20 protein-coding genes are annotated in these 20,415 nt (G+C 63.3%); 7 read left to right on the top strand and 13 right to left on the bottom strand.

Annotated elements, in window-relative coordinates; all coding sequences use genetic code 11:
• The 4 genes from AXW67_RS43995 to AXW67_RS14015 all read right to left on the bottom strand — a co-directional run.
• The coding region (locus AXW67_RS43995; RefSeq protein WP_245315538.1) for an FAD-dependent oxidoreductase at positions 1-183 on the bottom strand (183 nt) is incomplete at its 3' end.
• A 142-nt stretch (positions 184-325) separates the two neighbouring features.
• Entirely contained in the window at positions 326-1,345 is a 1,020-nt protein-coding gene (locus tag AXW67_RS14025) for a S1C family serine protease (RefSeq protein WP_027550158.1), read from the bottom strand.
• 120 nt (positions 1,346-1,465) lie between these two features.
• On the bottom strand, positions 1,466-1,915 hold the full coding sequence (locus tag AXW67_RS14020; RefSeq protein ID WP_063678354.1) for a hypothetical protein: 450 nt from the start codon (positions 1,913-1,915) through the stop codon (positions 1,466-1,468).
• A gap of 249 nt (positions 1,916-2,164) precedes the next feature.
• The gene (locus AXW67_RS14015) at positions 2,165-3,763 is read right to left on the bottom strand and encodes a GMC family oxidoreductase (RefSeq protein WP_063678353.1); all 1,599 of its coding nucleotides are present in this window, start codon (positions 3,761-3,763) and stop codon (positions 2,165-2,167) included.
• A gap of 203 nt (positions 3,764-3,966) precedes the next feature.
• On the opposite strand from AXW67_RS14015, the gene AXW67_RS14010 reads away from it, so the two are divergent.
• Together AXW67_RS14010 and AXW67_RS14000 are read left to right on the top strand one after the other, a co-directional pair.
• Positions 3,967-4,755 (top strand): thermonuclease family protein, encoded by a 789-nt coding sequence (locus tag AXW67_RS14010; RefSeq protein ID WP_063678352.1) that lies wholly within the window; start codon positions 3,967-3,969, stop codon positions 4,753-4,755.
• A gap of 1,303 nt (positions 4,756-6,058) precedes the next feature.
• A complete protein-coding gene (locus AXW67_RS14000; protein WP_063678350.1) occupies positions 6,059-6,763 on the top strand; it encodes a nucleoside deaminase in 705 nt (234 codons plus the stop codon).
• A 156-nt stretch (positions 6,764-6,919) separates the two neighbouring features.
• Here the strand turns inward: AXW67_RS14000 and AXW67_RS45025 are convergent, their stop codons facing one another.
• The 8 genes from AXW67_RS45025 to AXW67_RS13965 all read right to left on the bottom strand — a co-directional run bounded on the left by AXW67_RS45025 (position 6,920) and on the right by AXW67_RS13965 (position 13,516).
• Complete coding sequence (locus AXW67_RS45025) at positions 6,920-7,561, bottom strand: phosphorylase family protein (RefSeq protein WP_430648713.1); 642 nt, start codon at positions 7,559-7,561, stop codon at positions 6,920-6,922.
• A gap of 233 nt (positions 7,562-7,794) precedes the next feature.
• Complete coding sequence (locus AXW67_RS42720) at positions 7,795-7,968, bottom strand: hypothetical protein (RefSeq protein ID WP_161491256.1); 174 nt, start codon at positions 7,966-7,968, stop codon at positions 7,795-7,797.
• 267 nt (positions 7,969-8,235) lie between these two features.
• Positions 8,236-8,847 (bottom strand): DedA family protein, encoded by a 612-nt coding sequence (locus tag AXW67_RS13990; RefSeq protein WP_082907879.1) that lies wholly within the window; start codon positions 8,845-8,847, stop codon positions 8,236-8,238.
• Positions 8,844-9,386 carry a class I SAM-dependent methyltransferase gene (locus AXW67_RS13985; RefSeq protein ID WP_371260783.1) on the bottom strand — a complete coding sequence of 181 codons (543 nt, stop codon included), beginning with the start codon at positions 9,384-9,386 and terminating at the stop codon, positions 8,844-8,846. The genes AXW67_RS13990 and AXW67_RS13985 overlap by 4 nt, the downstream gene beginning before the upstream one ends.
• A gap of 276 nt (positions 9,387-9,662) precedes the next feature.
• Entirely contained in the window at positions 9,663-10,052 is a 390-nt protein-coding gene (gene cyoD, locus AXW67_RS13980) for a cytochrome o ubiquinol oxidase subunit IV (RefSeq protein ID WP_027550152.1), read from the bottom strand.
• On the bottom strand, positions 10,049-10,690 hold the full coding sequence (locus AXW67_RS13975) for a cytochrome (ubi)quinol oxidase subunit III (RefSeq protein WP_027550151.1): 642 nt from the start codon (positions 10,688-10,690) through the stop codon (positions 10,049-10,051). The genes cyoD and AXW67_RS13975 overlap by 4 nt, the downstream gene beginning before the upstream one ends.
• Complete coding sequence (gene cyoB / locus AXW67_RS13970; protein ID WP_063678365.1) at positions 10,690-12,693, bottom strand: cytochrome o ubiquinol oxidase subunit I; 2,004 nt, start codon at positions 12,691-12,693, stop codon at positions 10,690-10,692. The genes AXW67_RS13975 and cyoB overlap by 1 nt, the downstream gene beginning before the upstream one ends.
• Entirely contained in the window at positions 12,683-13,516 is an 834-nt protein-coding gene (locus AXW67_RS13965) for a cytochrome ubiquinol oxidase subunit II family protein (RefSeq protein WP_063678349.1), read from the bottom strand. Before AXW67_RS13965 ends, cyoB begins: the two co-directional genes overlap by 11 nt.
• A 263-nt stretch (positions 13,517-13,779) precedes the next feature.
• Here AXW67_RS13965 and AXW67_RS13960 point away from each other — a divergent pair, with 263 nt between their 5' ends.
• Positions 13,780-14,580, top strand: a complete 801-nt coding sequence (locus AXW67_RS13960; RefSeq protein ID WP_063678364.1) for an SDR family NAD(P)-dependent oxidoreductase — start codon at positions 13,780-13,782, stop codon at positions 14,578-14,580.
• 228 nt (positions 14,581-14,808) lie between these two features.
• Here the strand turns inward: AXW67_RS13960 and AXW67_RS13955 are convergent, their stop codons facing one another.
• Positions 14,809-16,137 (bottom strand): PQQ-dependent sugar dehydrogenase, encoded by a 1,329-nt coding sequence (locus tag AXW67_RS13955; RefSeq protein ID WP_082907878.1) that lies wholly within the window; start codon positions 16,135-16,137, stop codon positions 14,809-14,811.
• A 242-nt stretch (positions 16,138-16,379) separates the two neighbouring features.
• Between AXW67_RS13955 and AXW67_RS13950 the strand changes: the two genes are divergently transcribed.
• The 4 genes from AXW67_RS13950 (at position 16,380) to AXW67_RS13935 (ending at position 20,358) form a co-directional block, all read left to right on the top strand.
• Complete coding sequence (locus tag AXW67_RS13950) at positions 16,380-17,573, top strand: urate hydroxylase PuuD (RefSeq protein ID WP_063678363.1); 1,194 nt, start codon at positions 16,380-16,382, stop codon at positions 17,571-17,573.
• 157 nt (positions 17,574-17,730) lie between these two features.
• Complete coding sequence (locus AXW67_RS13945; RefSeq protein ID WP_063678362.1) at positions 17,731-18,588, top strand: VOC family protein; 858 nt, start codon at positions 17,731-17,733, stop codon at positions 18,586-18,588.
• Between the two features lie 78 nt (positions 18,589-18,666).
• Entirely contained in the window at positions 18,667-18,942 is a 276-nt protein-coding gene (locus AXW67_RS13940; RefSeq protein ID WP_027550144.1) for a hypothetical protein, read from the top strand.
• Positions 18,943-19,392: 450 nt separating this feature from the next.
• Positions 19,393-20,358 (top strand): lytic transglycosylase domain-containing protein, encoded by a 966-nt coding sequence (locus AXW67_RS13935; protein ID WP_063678347.1) that lies wholly within the window; start codon positions 19,393-19,395, stop codon positions 20,356-20,358.
• Positions 20,359-20,415 lie beyond the last annotated feature (57 nt).

Raw genomic sequence — 20,415 nt, 5'->3', positions numbered from 1 at the left:
TATCTTGGGATTGGCGGGAATCCAGACCATGCCGCCGGACCAGGCTGTGGTCCCGCCGACGAAGGCGGTCTTCTCGATCACGAGCACCCGAAGGCCCTCGGCAGCGGCGACCGCCGCCGCCGTCATGCCGCCCGCACCGGCGCCGATGACAATGACGTCGTAGGTCTCATGCGTCGGCATCATGCGGCCGAGTTCCGGGAGCGAGGCATGTCCCTGTCATACCCCGTCTGGGGAGAGACAGGCTATAGCGCGATGCCGCCGCTTCACCTCTCCCCAGCGGGGAGAGGTGAAGGCGTCCTCGGCTTACACCTAGCCAACCAAAGTTTCAGCGCGCCGGCTTGCGCTCGACCGGATCGATGTCGATCGCCCGCAGGCGGCCGAGCCGCAGCACGTCCATGGCGAGACGCCGGCCGATCCGGTCGCGGTCGAGCACGCGGATCAGATCGTCGACGCCGTTGATCTCGACGCCGTCGAGCCTGATGACGACGTCGCCCGGCAGCAGGCCAGCCTTCCCGGCCGGGCCGTCCGGCTCGATCTGCATCAAGAGCGCGCCCATCTTGTTCTCGACGCCGGCCAGCACCGCGTGCCGCCGCGGGATCGGCGCGGTCTGCCCGGCAACGCCGATAAAGGCGCGGCGGACATAGCCGTGGCGGATGATCTCCGAGAGCACGAATTGCGCGGTGTTGCTGGCGACCGCGAAACAGATGCCTTGTGCGCCGTTGATGATGGCGGTGTTGATGCCGATCACCTCGGCATTCGACGACACCAGCGGCCCGCCGGAATTGCCGGGATTGAGCGCGGCATCGGTCTGGATGACGTCCTCGATGGTGCGTCCGCTGACCGAACGGATCGAGCGCCCGAGCGCCGAGACCACTCCCGCGGTCACGGTCGACTCGAAGCCGAGCGGATTGCCGATGGCGATCACGAGCTGGCCACGCCGCAACGTCTTGGAGTTGCCGAGCGCGGCGTAAGGCAAGTCGCGCACGCCATTGGCACGCAGCAGCGCAAGGTCGGTGTCGGGGTCGACGCCGAGCACTCGGGCGTCGCCGACATGGCCCTCGACATCGCGCAGCCGGATCTCCTTGGCGGAGCCGACCACGTGGCTGTTGGTGAGGACCAGACCGTCCGGGGAGATCACGATGCCCGAGCCGAGCCCGCCGCGCTCGCGGCCGTTCGGCACTTTCGGCCCGGTCTCGACGCGCACGACGGCAGGGCCGACGCGGTCGGTCACGTCGATCACGGCATTGGAATAGGCGTCCAGCAGGGCCCGGTCATTGTCCGGGGCAGCCGCTGTCGTTCGCGATGACGCGCTGTCATCGGCGATATCTGAGGTAAAATCCAGCATGGCGAGAGTCCTTGAGGCTCACACAAATGGTGGCCTGTTGCCTCCAGCGCAAGTGGCCCGCTCGGGGCGCGAGGCTGGGCTGCCAAGGCGGGCTCCAAGGCAGGCTCCAAGGCTGGGCTGCTAGGGTGCCCTTCGCAGGCTTCCAGCTCTTGCCTTGACCGGATCGAGCAGCGACCAGTCGCCATCCGGGAGCACGTGCCCCTTCGGGAATGGCGCGCGCAGCTCCAGCCCAAGCGAACGCAGCACACGGTCGTCGCGGTAGTAGCATTGCAGCACGACGCGGACGAGCGTTGCAGCGGCAGCTCCGCCGGAACTGCGAAACTCCTGCGCGACCGCATCGCGCTTCGCCACATCGAGTTCGCTGAGCGGCTGGCCGGCGAGCCGCGCCAGATGATCCAGCGCCTGGCGCACCAGTACCGTGTCACGGCCGAGCGTCGCCAGCATGTCGGCCTGGATCGCCGGATCGTCCGCGCCAGGCACCTTGTACTCGTCGCTGGCGGGAATGATCATCGCAGCGATGGTGCGGAGATCATCGCGTTGCCGCGGCGTAAGAGCGAGTTGATCAGGCATGGGGTCCTCTTCTGGCGCTCACGCAACGATGAAAATGCGCTCCCTCCCCCGCTTGCGGGGGAGGGTCGGGGAGAGGGTGCCTCCACAAAGAGACTCCCCCAGAGGAGAGAGCCCTCACCCGGCGCTTCGCCGTAGCCAAGGCTTCGCCTTGGCGTTTCGTAAAACGACGGCCGCCGAAGGCGGCCTCCGCCTCTCCCGCAAGCGGGAGAGGTGCAGCGAAGTCGCGGCTCGCTTCGATCCACATCATGATTAGTCGAACAGATTGGTGAGGCGCTGCTTCATCTGGTCGGCGACGTAGAGCGCGATGGCCTGGATGGTCGAGGTCGGGTTGACCCCGCCCGAAGTGACGAAGACGCTGCCGTCGACGATGAAGAGGTTTTTCACGTCGTGCGAGCGGCCCCATTCGTTGACCACGGAGCGCTCGGGATCGGTGCCCATCCGCGCGGTGCCGAGCAAATGCCAGCCGCCCCAGGGGATAGGATCATTGATGCAGATGTCGGTCGCCCCTGCGGTTTCCAGAATCTCGCGGCCGCGCGCGAGCGCATGGTCCATCATCTTGCGGCTGTTCTCGCTGATCGTGTAGTCGATCTTCGCTGCGGGAATGCCGCTACTGTCCTTCAGCACCGGATCGAGCGTGACGCGGTTGTGCTCCTCAGGGAGATCCTCGCAGATCGCCGAGACCGCAATGCGGTGGCCGTTGAGCTTGCGGAACACACGGTGATGATCCGCCCCCCACGGCAAGATTCCCTTCTGCTCGCTCGCGACCGCCTCGAACACCGGCCCGGCGCCGCGACCAAACTGGATGCCGTAGCCACGAACGAAGCCGCGCGACAGATCGGTGTCGTAGAACTCCTTGCTCCACAGGCAGGTCGGCGGCGCGCGGTTGCTGTCGGTCGGCTCCTTCACGAAGCCATAGATCTGCGCGTAAGGGTGGAACATCAGGTTCTTGCCGACGAGGCCTGATGAATTGGCAAGGCCGTTCGGGAAGCGGCTGGATGCCGAGTTCAGCAAGAGCCGCGGCGTGCCGACACCGTTGCAGGCGATGATGACGACATGTGCCGGCTGAAACTGCTCGATGCCGTCCTTGTCGTAGTAGACCACGCCCGTGGCCATGCCGTTCTCGTCGGTGGTGATCTCGCGCACCCGGCAATGGGTGCGCAACTCGACCCCGGCGCGGATCGCCTGCGGCCAGTAGGTGATGTCGGTCGAGGATTTCGCCCCTTGCGCGCAGGCTGGCGTGCAATGGCCGAGATTGATGCAGCGCGCGCGGCCCTCATAGTCCATCGTCGCAACCGTCGTATCCGACGGCCACCAGTGCCAGCCGAGCTTGTTCATGGCCGTGCCGATCAGCGGTCCGGACAGCCCGAGCGGCTGCGGCGGCATCGGCGGATGCGTCAGCGGCGACAGCGGATCGCCTGACATTCCGGATGTGCCCATGATCCGGTCGTTCTCCTCGAAGAACGGCACCAGCATGTCGTAGTCGATCGGCCAGTCCTCGGCGACGCCGTCGAGCGTCTTGACGCGAAAGTCGCTCGGATGAAGCCGCGGCCAATGCGCGGTGTACATCACGGTCGAGCCACCGACCGCGTTGTAGTTGACGACCTTGATCGGCGAATTGTCGTCGTTGATGGGATAGTCCTCGGGACGGCCGCGGACGTTCGGACTGGTCGACCACTCGCCATAGAATTTGGCTTCCCAGTCCCGACCCGTGCTCGGATATTCCGCGGGATTCATCCAGCCGCCCTGCTCCAGGCAGAGAATGTGCATCTTGGTCTCGGCCAGCGACCACGCAACGGCAGCGCCCGAAGCGCCGGCGCCGATGATCAGGACGTCCACGGGGTCTTTCATCGCAACATTGTCCTCCCGCCCTCGCCGCTTCTCGGGCGATTCGGCCGTTCGCAGCTTGTCTGCAGGGCCAAACGATAGGGGCAGGCTGGCCGGCGAGTAAAGTCACGGCGCAGGAATGTCGCACTTCGCACAGCGCAGACCATTGGTGTTGCCATGTCCGGATGGTAGGAACGAGGAACAAAAGCAATCGATAGCGAGACCGTATGTCCTTCCAAAATTCCTTTGCCGCCGCCCGCACTTTCGCGCTTTTCATGTTTCTCGCTCTGTCCGGCTTTCTGGCCACCTCTGGATCAGGCTTCGCGCTGACCGCCGCCGCGATTGCGCGGGATGCCAACTCCATCCAGCTCGGAGATACCACCTATCGGCTCGATGGCGTGGACGCGCCCGAACTGGACCAGGTCTGCATCGACGATCACGCCGATCCCTGGACCTGCGGCCTGGAGGCCCGCGACCAGCTGACGAAGCTGATCGGCGGCCGGACCGTTCGCTGTGACGACGTCGGGCCGGAGAAGCATTTCGGCAAGCGGCACCGCGCGATCTGCACGGCGGAAGGCGACAAGGTCTCGTTGAACGAGCAATTGGTCAAGCTCGGCTTTGCCATCGCGCGCGAGCCGATCAAGGCCAACGTCAAGCCCGCGGCGGCGGACGCCAAGGCGGCCTCGGCCGGCATCTGGAAGGGCTGCTTTGTTGCACCGCAAGATTTCCGCGCCGGCAAGAAGGACGGGCCGCTGCTGGGCGCCGCCTGCCGCGCCGATCGCGACAAGGAGATTCGCGCGGTGCTGTTCCCGGAGGATCTGACGATGCCGCCGAGTTGCAGCATCAAGGGCAAGCTCGCGGTGCGCGCCCGCGTCACCGGCAATATCGGCATCTACCACCTGCGGGGCTGCCCGAGCTATCCGGCCACGACCAAGCCGGACCGCTGGTTCTGCTCGGAGGACGACGCGCAGGCCGCAGGCTTCCGCAAGGCCTATAATTGCCGCCGGCCGAAGTGAGAGCCTCGCTTCACGCAGGTGTGAGCGGTAGCCGGAGACAGTATTGATCCGGAATTGAACTCTATCGGGAGTTGTTGCATCTCATAAGAGTGCGGTAGCACCTGGTGCTGGCGCTTCCTTGGCAGCAATTCGGCTTCCTGCCGATTGTCTTTGCTTGGGCGTTTCCTCCCTAGACTTGGGCCGCTTGCTCATCGCAAGCGGCTCTTTTGCTTTCGCGCGCTAGCTGCGAGTCATTGCATGTGCGAACTCACAGGCGCTCGTCATGCCCGGGCTTGTCCCGGACATCCACGTTCTTGCCGCGGGGGAAGCGTGGATGGCACATGGGTGAGCGGAAGCGACACCGTCCTTCGGACGGCTACGCCCGGCCATGACGACGTGGAAGCTTCAGCGCACCAAGCGATAGCGTCACATGCGATTGCCGACCATCGACCTACTCAGGGCGTGGACTCACTGCTCCTCAAGGCGAATTCCTGCTTGGTTTAGCGCGTTCACCGGACACTCGGTCGGGGCGGGGCTACTTAGCTAGATCGGATCAAGGCCGTCATCTATCGACGCTGAAGTCGGCTTTCGCTTGGCCAAAGGCTTGACCGCCGCCGGGGTCGGCATTGCTTCCACCGCCATCATTGGTCTTTACTTGGACCAGCTCGGTCGGATTTCATCACGCCAGTTTAGTTCAGTATGCCCAAGCAAGTGGGATAATGTACCATGCCGAAGCCCTCTTCCATAAGCAAGCGTCGGAGCAAAGCCTTACCCGCCATAGGGTTTGCCGGCATGTCTCTCTCGATGGCAAGCGGTGCGTGCGCCTCAACCAGCGAAGCGTCGGCGAATACGTCACCGCCCTCGCAGAAGCACGAACTCTTTCTTGGTGAGGAGGAAATCTCCGACGTTAGTTTGGCGACGTTCCATGTCTTCGACAAGGAAAATGCTGGACCACCACCGCTCTTCCAAAAACCAAGGCTGGCCAGAGGCTGTGGCTGTGCCTGTAGCTGTGCGCCTTGTGCCTACTGGCCGCAACCTCCGCAGCCTCCAAAGGCAACGCAGCCGACACAGCATCGAAAGAAGAAGCCGCCGCACCGCACGAACTAAATGGCGTCCGGCACAGCCGCCTCGCACGATAGCTATCCGATGAACGTGGCGCGCCGTTTAGCCGAAATCGCATAGTGCGGGAGGGGTTGCTTCGCCTAACCTCCCGTCTGGATTGAAGTGGAGATCGCCCTGGCCGCGACCACGACGCGCCGGGGAGGAGCCAGGCTCGGTCGGGCCCAGGAACGCAGCAACCAAGGGGGACTGCTCGTCGACTCGGATGGAGCAGCTGACGCTCATGAACAGGCCGGAAGCTCACCTTCAAGATTTGCAACTGATGGAGCGATGCCTAGAAGTCGCTCGACTTGGAGCGAAGAAAGGAGAGCTGCCGTTCGGCGCCCTGATTGTTTATCGAGGACAGGTCATTGCCGAGGCGACAAATCGTGTTTCATCGGAGAGTGACATGACGCGCCACGCGGAGCTCGTGGCACTTTCCGCGGCACAAAAGGTCCTCAAACGAAAGCGTCTGCAAGATTGCACCTTGTATTCGACCGTTGAACCTTGCCCGATGTGTTCGTTTGCTTCAAGGGAGGCGCGGATTGGTCGAGTGGTGTTCGCCCTCTCGTCTCCTGTGATGGGCGGATATTCAAAATGGGACGTGCTGAAGGACGACGATTTATCGAACAAGCTACCTGAGGTTTTTGGACCTCCACCGGAGATCGTCTCCGGCCTGTTGGCCGCGCAGGCCGAGCAGGTCTGGAGCCAGTGGAACCCGCTCGCTTGGCGCTTCATAAAACGCAGAGGTTGCTTTGGATCGGCGGCGGATCTGTCTGAGCGTTATGCGGCCGCGCCGCGGCGCATCCTTTCGTGGGCCGCCTTGACCGCCTTTTTGGCTGCGCCGGCCCTAGCGGTGAGCAAGGCCTTCCTGCGCTCACGTGCGGATTCGAAACCTATGACAAAGTTCGACTCGCAGCCCGACTCGTGAGCGCGCTGCCGACGTAGCTGCTCGGAATCGCCATCGAAATAACGCTGATCGCACGGGGGCTCGGGCCAGTTATCCTTTTGGCAGCTCGGATTCGCACTTGTCTGGCCGGCGTCGCGCCGTGCGGGCAGCAGCGCTGACGGCGGGATCGGACTGGTGTTATTGCTTGAAGTGCAGCAGTCGATGCGGCAAGCGGCCGTGAGGGTGCGGGAAACCGAGGTGAGTTCCAAGCCGTTGTTTCGCCCTGCGCAATGCCCTCACCGCAATGACAGCGTCAACGGCCAATCGGCTGAGTCTGGGAAGTTGCCGAGGGTCGCTTACAACTGAACCTCCAATCTTGCGCAGTCTAGGCTTACCTGCGGGTCCGATCTTTATGAGCGCCGCTCTCGGAAGTATCCGATGGGCAGGGTTTAGAACAACGCGACAAGCGGCAAAGGGAATTCTGAATTCGGCAGCAATTCGGGCCACGATTTGCGACTCCATATCAGCTGCGACGGCCCCGGTGGTGGCATGGAAGTCCCGTCTCTCCTCAAAACTTGTCATCGGGGTAGCCACTCCAGCAATCGGAGAGTAGCCGGCGCCCGGGATCATCCGAAGGAGCTCCTGGGCCCAAGGGAGGTCACTTGGATAAGCTTCATCTTTCCCGGCAAACACCGACGAAGCGATGACAACCTTACCCGGGCGGAGCTTCGGATCCAGCCCGCCGCATACGCCAAAGCTTATAATCCCGCGCGCACCTTTTCGGATGGCCTCACGCAAACTAGACGCGGTCCGGTCACCATCAGCGATTATCGCTGCCATCCCCGCTATTCTGGCCTCAATTGCCAGTCCAACGACGGCGATCACAGCCTTCGCGTTGGGCGCGCCAGTCTGATCCTCCTTTGCCTCATTTACGATCACATGCAGGGTCATCGCAGGGCCTTCTAAAACGAAAGTGTCTCTGGATTTAGCTTGGATCCCGAACAAGGTAACTTGCGGGCCGTGCGTTTCTGCGAAATCTATGTAGGTGTGCTTTCGCGGTCACTAATCGTGGATCATGCAAACAGCGCCGCCCCCTCGGTGATTTTCAGGCAAGTGCCGCTCTCGTGCCACCGCAGCCGACCGAGAGCGACGGCGCGCTCGATCCAGGCGCGGAATTGCCCGCCACTGCCGCCAACCGTCAGAAATGGCTCATTGACCCGTTCGACGAAGATACGGCCATCCTTCACCGTTTGCCGTTCGCGATCTCGACGATCCTGCGCGCGAGCGCGATCGCCACCATCCTCGGAATGACGGCCACGACCAGAAAGTCCTCAAATGAGCCTTGCCTCCTTCATGGCCATCGCCGCTGCGATCGTCTCCACAATGCTGGTCACCTTCCTATGTCTTGCCTATGCAGCGAAGCTGACGCGGGCCTTGGGCCGCTTGTTCATCACAAGCGGCTCTTCTTTATGGGAAGACGCACCGGGACTGATCCCCGCGCTTGAACGCCGAACTCAAGCCCGACTGCGGATGAGCCGGAATGCCAGGGCGAACACGACCTCGACAACGACGATGCCAATAATGGCGGTGGAGGCCGCAGTCGATGGATCGACGTGACTTTCGCGCAAACCGTAGCCCAACGCCAGAAAAGGGGCGTTCCAGGCAAGAGCCCCGACGAACGTCGCCATAGCAAAGCGCATCAGTGGAATGGCCACTACCCCGGCAGGAAAAGCCATGTAGACGCGGACCAGGGGAATGATCTGGGCGATAACGGAAATCCAGAACTGATTACGGTGATATGAGCCCGCTATTTGGCGGTATTTTTCGACCCGAAGGCTCAGATAGCATCCTGCATTCTGCACGAGTGCCTCAGCGCGCTGCGGGCCGAACCACCGCCCCACCGCATACCAAATCAGCGAGCCGAGAGTTGACCCGGCTGTGGTCGCCGCGACGGCCCAGGGCAAGGCGGCGAAATTCGGAACGACGAACATGCCAAGCACGATCAGCATGCCGTAGGAAGGCACGATCGGGAGAAGCTTTTCCACTGCCGCGCACATCGTCAAGCCGAACAGTCCCCAACCAGCCAGATCGGAGACCAGGCCCGGCAAATCGGACAGGTCGATCATCTTCCGACCGCGCGCAAAGTCAGGGGCTTGCGCCGGACAAGCTTGTAGACTCGGGCAGGCGGAAAATTCCGCAGGACCCTGCCATGAAGGCTCGCCTTGAGACCGAGGCGGTCGAGCAACCGGCGCGACACGGGACAGCGAACGCCATAGGTGAACTGGTAAAATGCGCCACCCTTACGCAGAAGGGAAAACACGCCGGTCAGGATGGCGGTGACCTTTCTCGGCGACATATTCAGCAACGGCAGTCCGCTGATCGCGCTGCCCAGAGGTGCACTGCCAAAGAGGCGGCAGACACCGAGCCGCGCCGCATCCATCCGGAGGACGCGGGCTTCGGGGAAGCGCATTCGCAGCACGCTGGCAAAATCCGAGCCGGACTCGACGAGCGTCAAGTCGGATTGACGGACTCCGCGCGCAAGCAAGGCCTCGGTAAAGACCCCTGTGCCGGGGCCGAGTTCAAGGACGGGCCCATCCGACGGATCGACCCCGCTCGTGATGAGATCTGCGAGCACCGGCCCCGAGGGGGCGATGGCACCGACCATCAATGGGTTGGACGCGAGCGTCCTGAAGAAGAGAAAAGTATCAGACATGAAACTCCATCCGTACCGCCGATCGATTCGGCAGTCTCAGCCCATGAGCGCTAAGGTGAGCGGATTGCGGGAACATTGCGCCTCAACGGCGCTTCATGCGGCGCCTCCAGCGCGCGGGTCCGCGAGTCCCGAAATATCGAAGGCACTTGCTGAGTTGGCGAGCCGGTCCGGTCCTCCGCCATGTCTTACGGCAAGAGAGATGACATTCCCCAATCGCTGCGGCTGTTTTCAGCTGTGCATCCGAATGAACTGGTCCATCGGCGGCATATTCTGGTTGAGATGCGACATGATCCAGACTGTTCCCCCAACAACCAGGAAGACGATGAGCAAGCCGAAGGCGAGCGCGAGCACGTTGTTGGTGTTGTCGGGGCCCGTGGTGATGTGGAGGAAGAACACGAGATGCACGCCCATCTGCGCGATCGCGAGCACGATCAGCGCGACCGGAATGGAAGGCTGCCAGACCAGATCCGTGCCGGCGATGAAGAACGACGTCGCCGTCAGCAGCAGCGCCAGAACGAGGCCGACGACATAGCCGAGGATTCGCTCGCCGACACTGTGTTGTTCTTCCTCGCCCGGTGCGAGGTCGTGCCCGGTCGGCACATGCGCCTGATCGCTCATACCGCACTCCCAAGCAGGTAGACGACGGAAAAGACCGCGACCCAGATGATGTCGAGCGCGTGCCAGAACAGCGCGAAGCACATCATGCGGCGCAGAATGTCGGCGCGAAAGCCCTTGGCGAAGACCTGGGCCATCATGGTGAGAAGCCACAGCACGCCGGCGGAGACATGAAGGCCGTGGCATCCGACCAGCGAGAAGAACGCGGTCAGGAACGCGCTGCGCGACGGTCCGTAGCCGCGGGAGACCAGATTGGCGAACTCACGGAATTCGATCGTGAGGAATGCAAGCCCCAGCACGCAGGTTACGGCCATTCCCAGATAGAACCAGAACCGGTTGCGCACGTCGGCGGCGATGCTCGCCATGCCGCAGGTGAAGCTCGACAGCAGCAGGAGGACCGTCTCGATCGCGACGTTCCTGTGCTCGAATATCTCCGAGCCTTTCGGGCCATCGGCGGTCTGGCCGACCAGCACCGCATAGGCCGCGAAGAAGCAGGAGAACATCACGATGTCGGAGAGCAGGAAGACCCAGAAGCCGTAGGCCGTCACGATCCGTTTTGACGCAGGCCCGGGATGCTCGACAACGATCCCGATGTGATGAGGGTCGGCATGCGCATGCCCGATGGTCGCGGTCATCGTCATCAGACACCCCCCGCCATGCTGACGAGGCTGCGACGCTCCTCGACATTGACGCGATCGATGCGCGCGACCTCGGCCGCCGGTATGACGTATTCGTCATGGTCGCGCCAGGCGAACACGACGAAGGTCGCGAACGCGCCTAGCACGCCGAGGATCACCATCCACCAGATGTGCCAGATCAGCGCAAAGCCCATGACACTGGCGAAGAACGCGCAGACGAATCCGGTCGGCGAGTTCCGGGGCATCTCGATGTCTTCGTATTCGGGTTCGGGATGATGCTCGAGTTGCTGCTCCTTGGCGTGCTGCTTCATCGCCCAGTAGGCGTCCTCGCCGCGCACATCGGGATGGAAGGCGAAGTTGAACACCGGCGGCGGCGACGAGGTCGCCCATTCCAGCGAGCGGCCGTCCCAGGGATCGCCGGTGCGGTCGCGCAAGGCCTCGCGGTTGCGGATACTGACGACAAGCTGCGTGATCTGGCAGACCACCGCAACGCAAAGGAGTCCCATGCCGATCGCGGCTACGTGCATCCACGGCCGCCATGCCGCGACGTCGTAATGCTGCAAGCGCCGGGTCATGCCCAGCAGGCCCGCCGTATAGAGCGGAAGGAAGGTGACGTAGAAGCCGATGAAGGTGAACCAGAAGGCCGCTTTGCCCCAGGCCTCCTCGAGGCGGAAGCCGAACGCCTTCGGAAACCAGTAGGTGAAACCGGCGAAGGCACCAAAAAGCACGCCACCGATGATGACGTGGTGGAAGTGCGCCACCAGGAACAAGCTGTTGTGCAGGAGGAAGTCGGCCGGCGGCACCGCGACCAGGACTCCGGTGAGGCCGCCGGTGATGAACGTCACCATGAAGCCGACCGACCACAGCATCGGCGTCGTGAAGCGGATACGGCCGCCATACATGGTGAACAGCCAGTTGTAGATCTTCACCCCTGTCGGCACGGCGATGATCATGCTGGCGATGCCGAAGATGGCGTTGACGTCGGGACCTGCGCCCATCGTGAAGAAGTGATGCAGCCAGACCATGAAGGAGATGACGCAGATCGCCATGGTGGCGAGCACCATCGAGCGGTAGCCGAACAGCGGCTTGCCGGAGAAGGTCGACACCACCTCGGAAAAGATGCCGAATGCCGGCAGCACGAGGATGTAGACCTCCGGATGTCCCCATGCCCAGATCAGGTTCATGAACATCATGACGTTGCCGCCGGCCTCATTCGTGAAGAAGTGAAAGCCGAGATAGCGGTCGAGCAGGAGCATCGCCAGCGTCGCGGTGAGGATCGGGAATGCCGCCACGATGAGCAGGTTCGAAGCCAGCGTCGTCCAGCAGAACATCGGCATGCGCAGGTAGTTCATCCCTTTGGTGCGCAGCTTCAGCACGGTGGTCACGAGATTGATGCCGGCCACCAGCGTGCCGACACCGGAGATCTGCAGCGACCAGGCGTAGTAGTCGACGCCGACGCCCGGCGAATAGGTCAGGCCCGACAGCGGCGGAAAGGCGAGCCACCCGGTGCGCGCGAATTCGCCGACCACGAGCGAGATGTTCACCAGCAGCGCGCCGGTCGCGGTCAACCAGAAACCGACCGAATTGAGCGTCGGAAACGCGACATCGCGCACGCCGAGCTGGAGCGGCACGACAAGGTTCATCAGCCCGATCACGAACGGCATCGCCACGAAGAAGATCATGATGGTGCCGTGGGCAGAAAAGATCTGGTTGTAGTGCTCCGGCGGCAGATAGCCCTGCGACTGATAGGCGACCGACTGCTGGATCCGCATCATGATGGCGTCGCTGCCGCCGCGCAGAAACATGACGGACGCGAGCAGCACGTACATCACGCCGATCCGCTTGTGGTCGACACTGGTGATCCATTCGTGCCAGAGATAGGGCAGATGCCCTTTCACCACGACCCAGGCCAGCACGCCCAGGATCGCGACCAGCACCATCGCGCCTGCGACGAGAGGAATCGGCTGGTCGAACGGGATCGCCGACCAATCGAGCTTACCGAGCATCATGGCCTCCACTGTGCGGCCGGCCCGCCCCGGATGCGACTTGCGGACCGGGCCCGGGCGGGATGTGCTGGGTCGCGATGAGGTCGAAGAGCCGGGGATCCTCGAGCCGGTAGGTCGGCCTGCCCCGCTCGATGCCCTGCTGCACCAGCTTATTGTAGCTGGCTTCGTTCAGCACGGAATCGGTCTTCGCCGTGCTCTCCACCCAGTCAGGAAAGGCGAGCGGCGAGACCACGTTGACGTCGAACATCATGTCGGGGAAACCGTCGCCGGAGAAATGAGCCGACAGCCCCTGAAGCTTGCCCTCATTGTCGGCGCGCAGGTTGAGCCGCGTCACCATGCCGTTCATGGTGTAGATCATGCTGCCGAGCTGTGGGATGAAGAACACGTTCATCACGCTCGACGATGTGAGCTGGAAATTCAGCTCGGCGCCGGCGGGCACCGTCAGCGTGTTGACGGTGGCGATACGCTGATCCGGATAGATGAACAGCCATTTCCAGTCGAGCGAGACGGCCTGGATCCGCACCGGGTTGCCGGTCCCCGGCACCGGTGCTGCGGGATCGAGCTGATGCGAGCCGATCCAGGCGACGCCGCCGAGCAGGATGACGGTCAGCGCGGGGATCGCCCACACCACCATTTCGATCCGGCCGGAATAGACGAAGCCGGGCTGGTAGTGCGCGCTCGGATTGGATGCACGAAACCAGAAGGCGAATCCCAGGATCGCGATGATGGTCGGCACCACGATCGTCAGCATGATGAAAACGGAATCGACCAGAATGGTGCTGTTCGCAGCAGCAACGGGCCCTTGCGGATCAAGCAGATTCATCGGCGAGCCACTGGTGGTTGGGAAGCCCCGATGCAGAGCGTAGCGCGAAAACGTCCCCGCAACAAATGCGGCCGTGTGAAGTTATGTAAAGGCGGTCCTGCGCAACGGCAAGCCGTTGGGCGCATGCGCACTTTCATCGCGACGAATGAGCCATGCATGTCGGGCGGGAGGGCGTGCATCCGGCGCGACCATCACGTGAGACGATCGCTCTTCTGCCGCGATCTGCCCGTGCTATCGTGATGAAAAAGCAGGGAGAAAACGTCATGCGCTTGAGGGACAAGGTCGCCATCGTCGTTGGGGCTGGACAGAGTCCCGGCGAAGGCATGGGCAATGGCCGTGCCACCGCCCTCACCTTCGCGCGTGAGGGCGCCAGAGTGCTGTGTGTCGATCATCATCTCGAGTCGGCCCAGGAGACCGTCGCGATGATCGCTGCGACGCAGGGCATCGCCGCGGCCTTCAAGGCCGACGTCACCAAGTCAGCCGACATCAAGGCGATGGTGGCCGACGCGCAGGCGCGCTGGGGCCGGATCGACGTGCTGCACAACAATGTCGGCGTGAGCCTTTCCGGGGGCGATGCCGAACTGCTTCAGTTGACCGAGGAGGCATTCGACCGCGTCGTCGCCATCAATTTGAAGAGCTGCATTCTGGCGGCAAAGGAGGTGATCCCGATCATGCGCGCGCAGAGAAGCGGCGCGGTCATCAACATCTCCTCGATGGCCGCGATCACGAGCTATCCTTACGTCGCCTACAAGGCGACGAAGTCGGCGATGATCGCCTTCACCGAACAGCTCGCCTATCAGAACGCCGAATACGGCATCCGCGCCAACGTCATCCTGCCGGGTCTGATGAACACGCCGATGGCAGTCGATACCCGCGCCCGCGAATGGCACAGGCCCCGCGCCGAGGTCGAAGCCGAGCGCGACAGCAAGGTGCCACTGGGCAAGAAGATGGGAACAGGATGGGACGTCGCCAATGCCGCGCTGTTCCTGGCGTCGGATGAGGCGAACTTCATCACCGGCGTAACGCTGCCGGTGGATGGCGGAGCGAGTGTGAGAAGGGGGTGAGTCTTCTCCCTCTCCCCGTTCTTACGGGGAGAGCGGGGCGAGGAGCCGCCTCCACAATGGCGGTGACAGTTGGACTTGCGGAGAGCCCGTCACCCGGGTCGCATCTCGCGAGGCGGAATAGCCGAAGCTTCGCTTCGACGGTCTTAGAGACGCCTGCCAAAGGCGGCCTTTGCCTCTGCCCGCAGGCGGGGAGAGGCGAAAAGCGCTCGCTTAGCGCGACTTCGGTCGCTAGTGTGTCACCCGCCAGATCGTGCCGTTGCCGTCTTCCGAGATCAGCAGCGCGCCATCCTTCGCCACCGCGACTCCAACCGGTCGCCCCCACACTTCGCGATCATCGACGACGAAGCCGGTGACGAAATCCTCGTACTCACCCGTCGGCTTGCCGTCCTTCATCCTGATGCGGATCACCTTGTAGCCGGTGCGCTTCGATCTGTTCCAGGAGCCGTGCTCGGCGGCGAAGGCGTCGCCCTGATACTCCGATGGAAACTGCGTGCCCTGGTAGAAGGTCATGCCGAGGGAAGCCGAGTGCGGCTGCACCAGCACGTCGGGGACCGTCACCTTGTCCTTGAGGTCGGGCCGCGCGCCGGCGTGGCGCGGGTCCTCGTTGCCGCCGATATAGAACCACGGCCAGCCGTAGAAGGCGCCTTCCTTCACGCTCGTCACGTAGTCGGGCGCGAGATCGTCGCCGAGGCCATCGCGCTCGTTGGTCGAGCACCAGGGCAGTCCGGTCTGCGGCTGGATCGCCAGGCCAACGCAGTTGCGGATGCCGGTGGCGTAGATCTTCCGCTCCTTGCCATCCGGATTGAAGGCAAGCACGGCGGCGCGCTCGGTCTCGCTCGCCCAGGCCGCGCCCAGCGGCTGCGTGCGCGACCAGGCCGCCATTCCGCCTGGCGGAGTGCCCATGCCTTCTGCGACATTGCTGAGCGATCCGACCGACACCAGCATGCGCTTGTTGTCCGGCGTGAACACGATGTCGCGGGTGGAATGGCCGCCATCATGCGGCAGGCTCGCCACGATGATCTCGGGCTTGCCACGCGCCTTGAGATCGCCGGCCTGGTAGGGAAAGCGGACCACGCCGTCGGTGTTGGCGACATAGACCCATTGCGGATTGTCGCCATTGGGAAAGAAAGCGATGCCGAACGGATGCTTCAGCCCGCCGGCAAAAACCTCGTTGGTTGCAACCTTGCCACCGCCCTCGCCGGCGCGCAGCACGCGGACGGTCCCGGCCCGCGTCTCCGCAACGAAGACATCGCCGTTCGGCGCCACGCGAATGATGCGCGGTCCGCGCAGCCCGTCAGCAAACAGCTCGATCTTGAAGCCGGACGGCACCTTTGGGAACGCTTCCGGCGAACGCGTCACCACGTGCGGAAAACGCGCAGCCGACGGCGTGGCGCCGGGCCTCGCAAGATCCTGCGGACGGATCAGCCTGACTGTGCCGGGCTTGTCCGATTGCCAATTGCCATAGGCCTCCTTGCCTTGCAGCACCGGCTCGGCTTGCCCACCAGTCGCGGCGACAAGCAACCCCGCGGACACAGCGGCGGACCAGACCTTCTTCACGTCGCCTTCCTCCCGGCTGGTTGCTGCCAATTCTATGACTGCCAAGTCTATGACCGCCAAGTCTATGACTGCCAAGTCTATGACTGCCACGTCTTACGTCAGCTCATGCCCGCACGATGTGCAACAGCGTACGCCCATCGTACTGGAAAATGCCGCTGATCGGTGCGACACATTGTAAGGGCGCGGCCGCCTGTCGCGGTCATCAAAGCTGCGGCATCGATGCCGCAACTATCGGGGTGATCATGTGGGGATCCATCATATCGGAATGGGCGAGCCTGCTCTTGCGCTGGCTGCACGTGGTGGCCGCGATCGCCTGGATCGGCAGCTCCTTCTACTTCATCCATCTCGATCTCAGCCTGGGGCCAAGGGCTGAGCTGCCGGATGGCGTGCAGGGCGAGGCGTGGCAGGTCCATGGCGGCGGTTTCTACCGGATCATGAAATATCTGGTGGCCCCACAGCAGATGCCGGAGGAACTCACCTGGTTCAAATGGGAAGCCTACACCACCTGGCTCTCCGGCTTCGCGCTGATGGTGGTGGTCTATTATCTCGATGCAGACCTGTTCCTGGTCGACAAGTCGATCCTCGATCTGACGCCGGCCGAGGCCGGGCTGTTCAGCTTCTGCAGCCTCGCCCTGGCGTGGGCGCTCTATGAGATCGCCTGCCGCACCGGACTTGCGCAGCGCGAGCTCGGTTTTGCCATCGGCGGCTATCTGTTCCTGGTCGGGCTGACCTACGCCTTCACGCACGTCCTGAGCGGCCGCGGCGCCTTCAACCAGATCGGGGCCATCATCGGCACCATCATGGTCGCCAACGTCTTCGCAGTGATCATCCCGAACCAGAAAAAAATCGTAGCCAGCCTGATCGCGGGCCAGGCGCCCGATCCGAAGCTCGGCAAGGCCAGCAAGGAGCGCTCGGTCCACAACAACTATCTGACGCTGCCGGTCGTGGTGCTGATGATCAGCAACCACTATCCCCTGCTCTACGCCACCCGCTTCAACTGGATCATCGTCGCGATCGTGCTGGCGCTCGGGCCGGTGATCCGCCACTTCTTCAACGCGCGGCATTCCGGGCGCAAATCGCCGTGGTGGGTGTGGGGCGTGACGGCGGTCGGCGTCATCGCGATCGGCCTCCTCTCCGCGGCCGGCCCGCCCGAAGTCAAGAATGGCGCACTTTCGGCGCAGCCGACGCTCGCCAATGTCGAGGATATCGTGATGTCCCGCTGCAGCATGTGCCACGCGGCCGAGCCGGTCTGGGCCGGCATCGCGACCGCGCCGAAGGGTATCCTGCTCGACGGCAGCGAGCACATCCAGCGCAACATCCGCCTGATCGGCCGCGTGGCGGCATGGTCCAATGCGATGCCGCCGGGCAACATCACGGAGATGACCAGTGAGGAGCGCGCGATTCTCGCTGCCTATATCGACGCGCAGGATCGTTGACGCCGTCCATTGCAACGCGTCGACGCGACGTTTTGCGGAAGGAAATTGCGCATCCGCCGGCGATTTCAAAATGACTCGCGCGTCCATCCAGCGTAGATAGATGCTACGGCCGCTCGTGCGGTCCGTCAGCCAATTCGACATGCCGGGGAAAATCGCAGTGGCCCTCAAGAACGTCATCGGTATAGATCACGCCGTAGTCATGGTGAAGGACCTCGACGCTGCCGCCGACAACTACAGGCGGCTCGGCTTCACCGTGTCGCCGCGCGGCACCCACAGCGCGCATATGGGAACGGGCAACTACACCATCATGTTCGACCCCGACTATATGGAGCTGCTCGGCGTGCTCGCTGCGACCGAACACAATGCGCCCGCGCGCGCCTTCCTCGACAAGCGCGGCGAAGGCATCGAGCGCATCGCCTTCACCGCAGTCGATTCCGCCGCCGGCGCGGAGGAGATCCGCGCACGCGGCCTCACGCCGATTGGTCCGACCGATTTCGAACGGCCGGTCACGCTGCCGAACGGCACGGTCTCAGCGGCAAAGTTCCGCACCTTCATGTGGCCGACCGAGGAAGCACCCGGCGGCGTGCGCATCTTCGCCTGCCAGCACAAGACCCGCGAGACCGTGTGGGTCCCCGAACTAATGACGCACGCCAATGCGGCCAAGCGCATCAAGCAGGTGCTGATCGCAACGCCCGAGCCGGCGAAGGAAGCGGCGCACCTGTCGCATCTGATCGATCGCGAGCCGAAGGCGGAAGCCGACGGCGCGGTCGCCGTGCCCTCCGGCGGAGATCGTGGCGATTTCGTCTATCTGACGCTGGATCAGCTCGGCAAGCGCTATCCGGGCGTAGCGCTCGCAGGCGTCTCCGAGCGCGGCGGCGCAGCGCTGGTGCTCGTGAGCGGCGATCTCGCCGCGACCGAGAAGGCGCTGGATTCGGCCGGCGTGCGCAGCGGGGCCGCGATCTGCGTTCCGCCGGCCAAGGCCAACGGCACCCTGCTCGCCTTCATTGCCAGCTGATTTGAACTAATTCTTTAACAAGCGTTTACCCGCTGGCCCTAGGATTTACGGCTGTTCACGCCGCCTGGGGCCAAGCGCATGTTTAGAGAAGGCTCGCCGATCGCCTATGACGCACCGGCCGAACTGAAGAAGTGGCCGTCGCTGAAGGGACAGAGGCAGAAGGACAGAGGTCCGCCCTATCTCGTCTACAACGGCACGCTCGCCGAATGCGTCCGCGAGCTCATGGCGAAGCCGATCAAGGGCATCTCGCTCTACGACATCATGACGAGGCCGCAATCAGCCTTCGACCAGACCGTGCTGTCGCCGGGCGACGCCGCCGAGATCGCGATGCGCAAGGATTTTCCGAAGGACTAGCCGGCCTCGATTCGACACGCGCCTCGCTGCCTGCTGCTTCAGCGAGGACGGGCATGCGCGCTTGCGATCGCTTTGCCGGAAGCGATGCGGCCCTGCTTTCAGCGTGATCGAGAGGCACTGAAGTCTCGCTACCGATGCTTTGAGCTTGTCTGCGCTGCTTCGGACGCACAGCGTCGTTCACCGCTGTTGCCTCGGGACTTCCCGCGACCGCGGGATGGGTCAGCCAGAGCGCAATCAGCGGCGAACATCCATCTCCGATCCATCTCAATTCATTCCGCAAATCCACGGAACAGATCCGTTTCGGGAACACGTAATAGCACTTCGGGAACACCGTAGTAACACCGAAGGAACCGCAGAGATCGCAGCTTTGCCGCAATCGGCCGGTTAAGAAGTCCTTATCGCCGGCGCATCGCTGGCCGTATCATCTCACAGTTCGAGGTTGCATCAGCAATGCGATTTGTCATCGCGGCTTGCGCCGCGTTTCTCGTTCTGATGTGCGACCTCGATCCGTCGGCATCCCGGCAGACATCGACGTTCGCGCCCACCGTTCGCCAGAACGACCAGACTTCTCCACTTGTTCCGGTCATCGATCTCTTCCTCGCGAGCGTGCAAGCCATCGAGCTCGCGAATGCGCGCGCGGCACATGAGCCGGTGATTGAGCCGGCCCCGCAAGCCGAGCCGGTGGAGCAGGCTCCGCCATCACCAATGGATCAATTCTGCCACGCGCTCAGGCAAGCCGCCGAAAGCAGCGGCATTCCGGTGCCGTTCTTCGCGCGCCTGATCTGGCAGGAGAGCCGCTTCAACGCGAACGAGGTCAGCCGGGCGGGCGCAAAGGGCGTCGCGCAGTTCATGCCGGAGACGGCTGCCGAGGTCGGGCTGGACGATCCCTTCGATCCCATGAAGGCCTTGCCCGCGTCGGCAAAGTTTCTGCGCAAGCTTCGTGACGATTTCGGCAATCTTGGCCTCGCAGCGGCCGCCTACAATGCGGGTCCGGGCCGCATCCAGAAGTGGCTCGCCAAGGAGAGCGAGCTGCCGCGCGAGACACGCGACTATGTCCGGATCATCACCGGCACCAAGGCCGAGGATTGGACCGAGCGCTCCGAGGCGCTTGCGATCCGGATCGACCTGCCGCGCGAGGCACCGTGCGAAGGCGTTGGCAGCCTGTCCAAGGCAAAGGACCTCGCCTGGGTTTCCGTGAACCTGACACCCGCGATCATCACCATCATCCGCAAGGCCGAAGCCGCGCAGGTGGCAGCACGGCTGACGGCGAGTCGTGCGCGCAAGCGGTTCGCGTCCCTGCTCAAGAGGAATACCTCGGCCCACGGCAGGGCGCGCAGCATGATCGCGGCGCGTGCCTCCAAGGGCGCGAAGACGCGCGCCATTCGCGTCGCATCGCGCGAGCGATCCTCGAGCTGATACGCAGAACAGGAAGCCGCTTTATCGAGCGGATCCCGAGAATTTGCGGCTCCGCGC

The organism is Bradyrhizobium neotropicale (assembly GCF_001641695.1).
Lineage (GTDB): Bacteria > Pseudomonadota > Alphaproteobacteria > Rhizobiales > Xanthobacteraceae > Bradyrhizobium > Bradyrhizobium neotropicale.
This window is presented reverse-complemented; position numbering and strand designations above follow the sequence as displayed.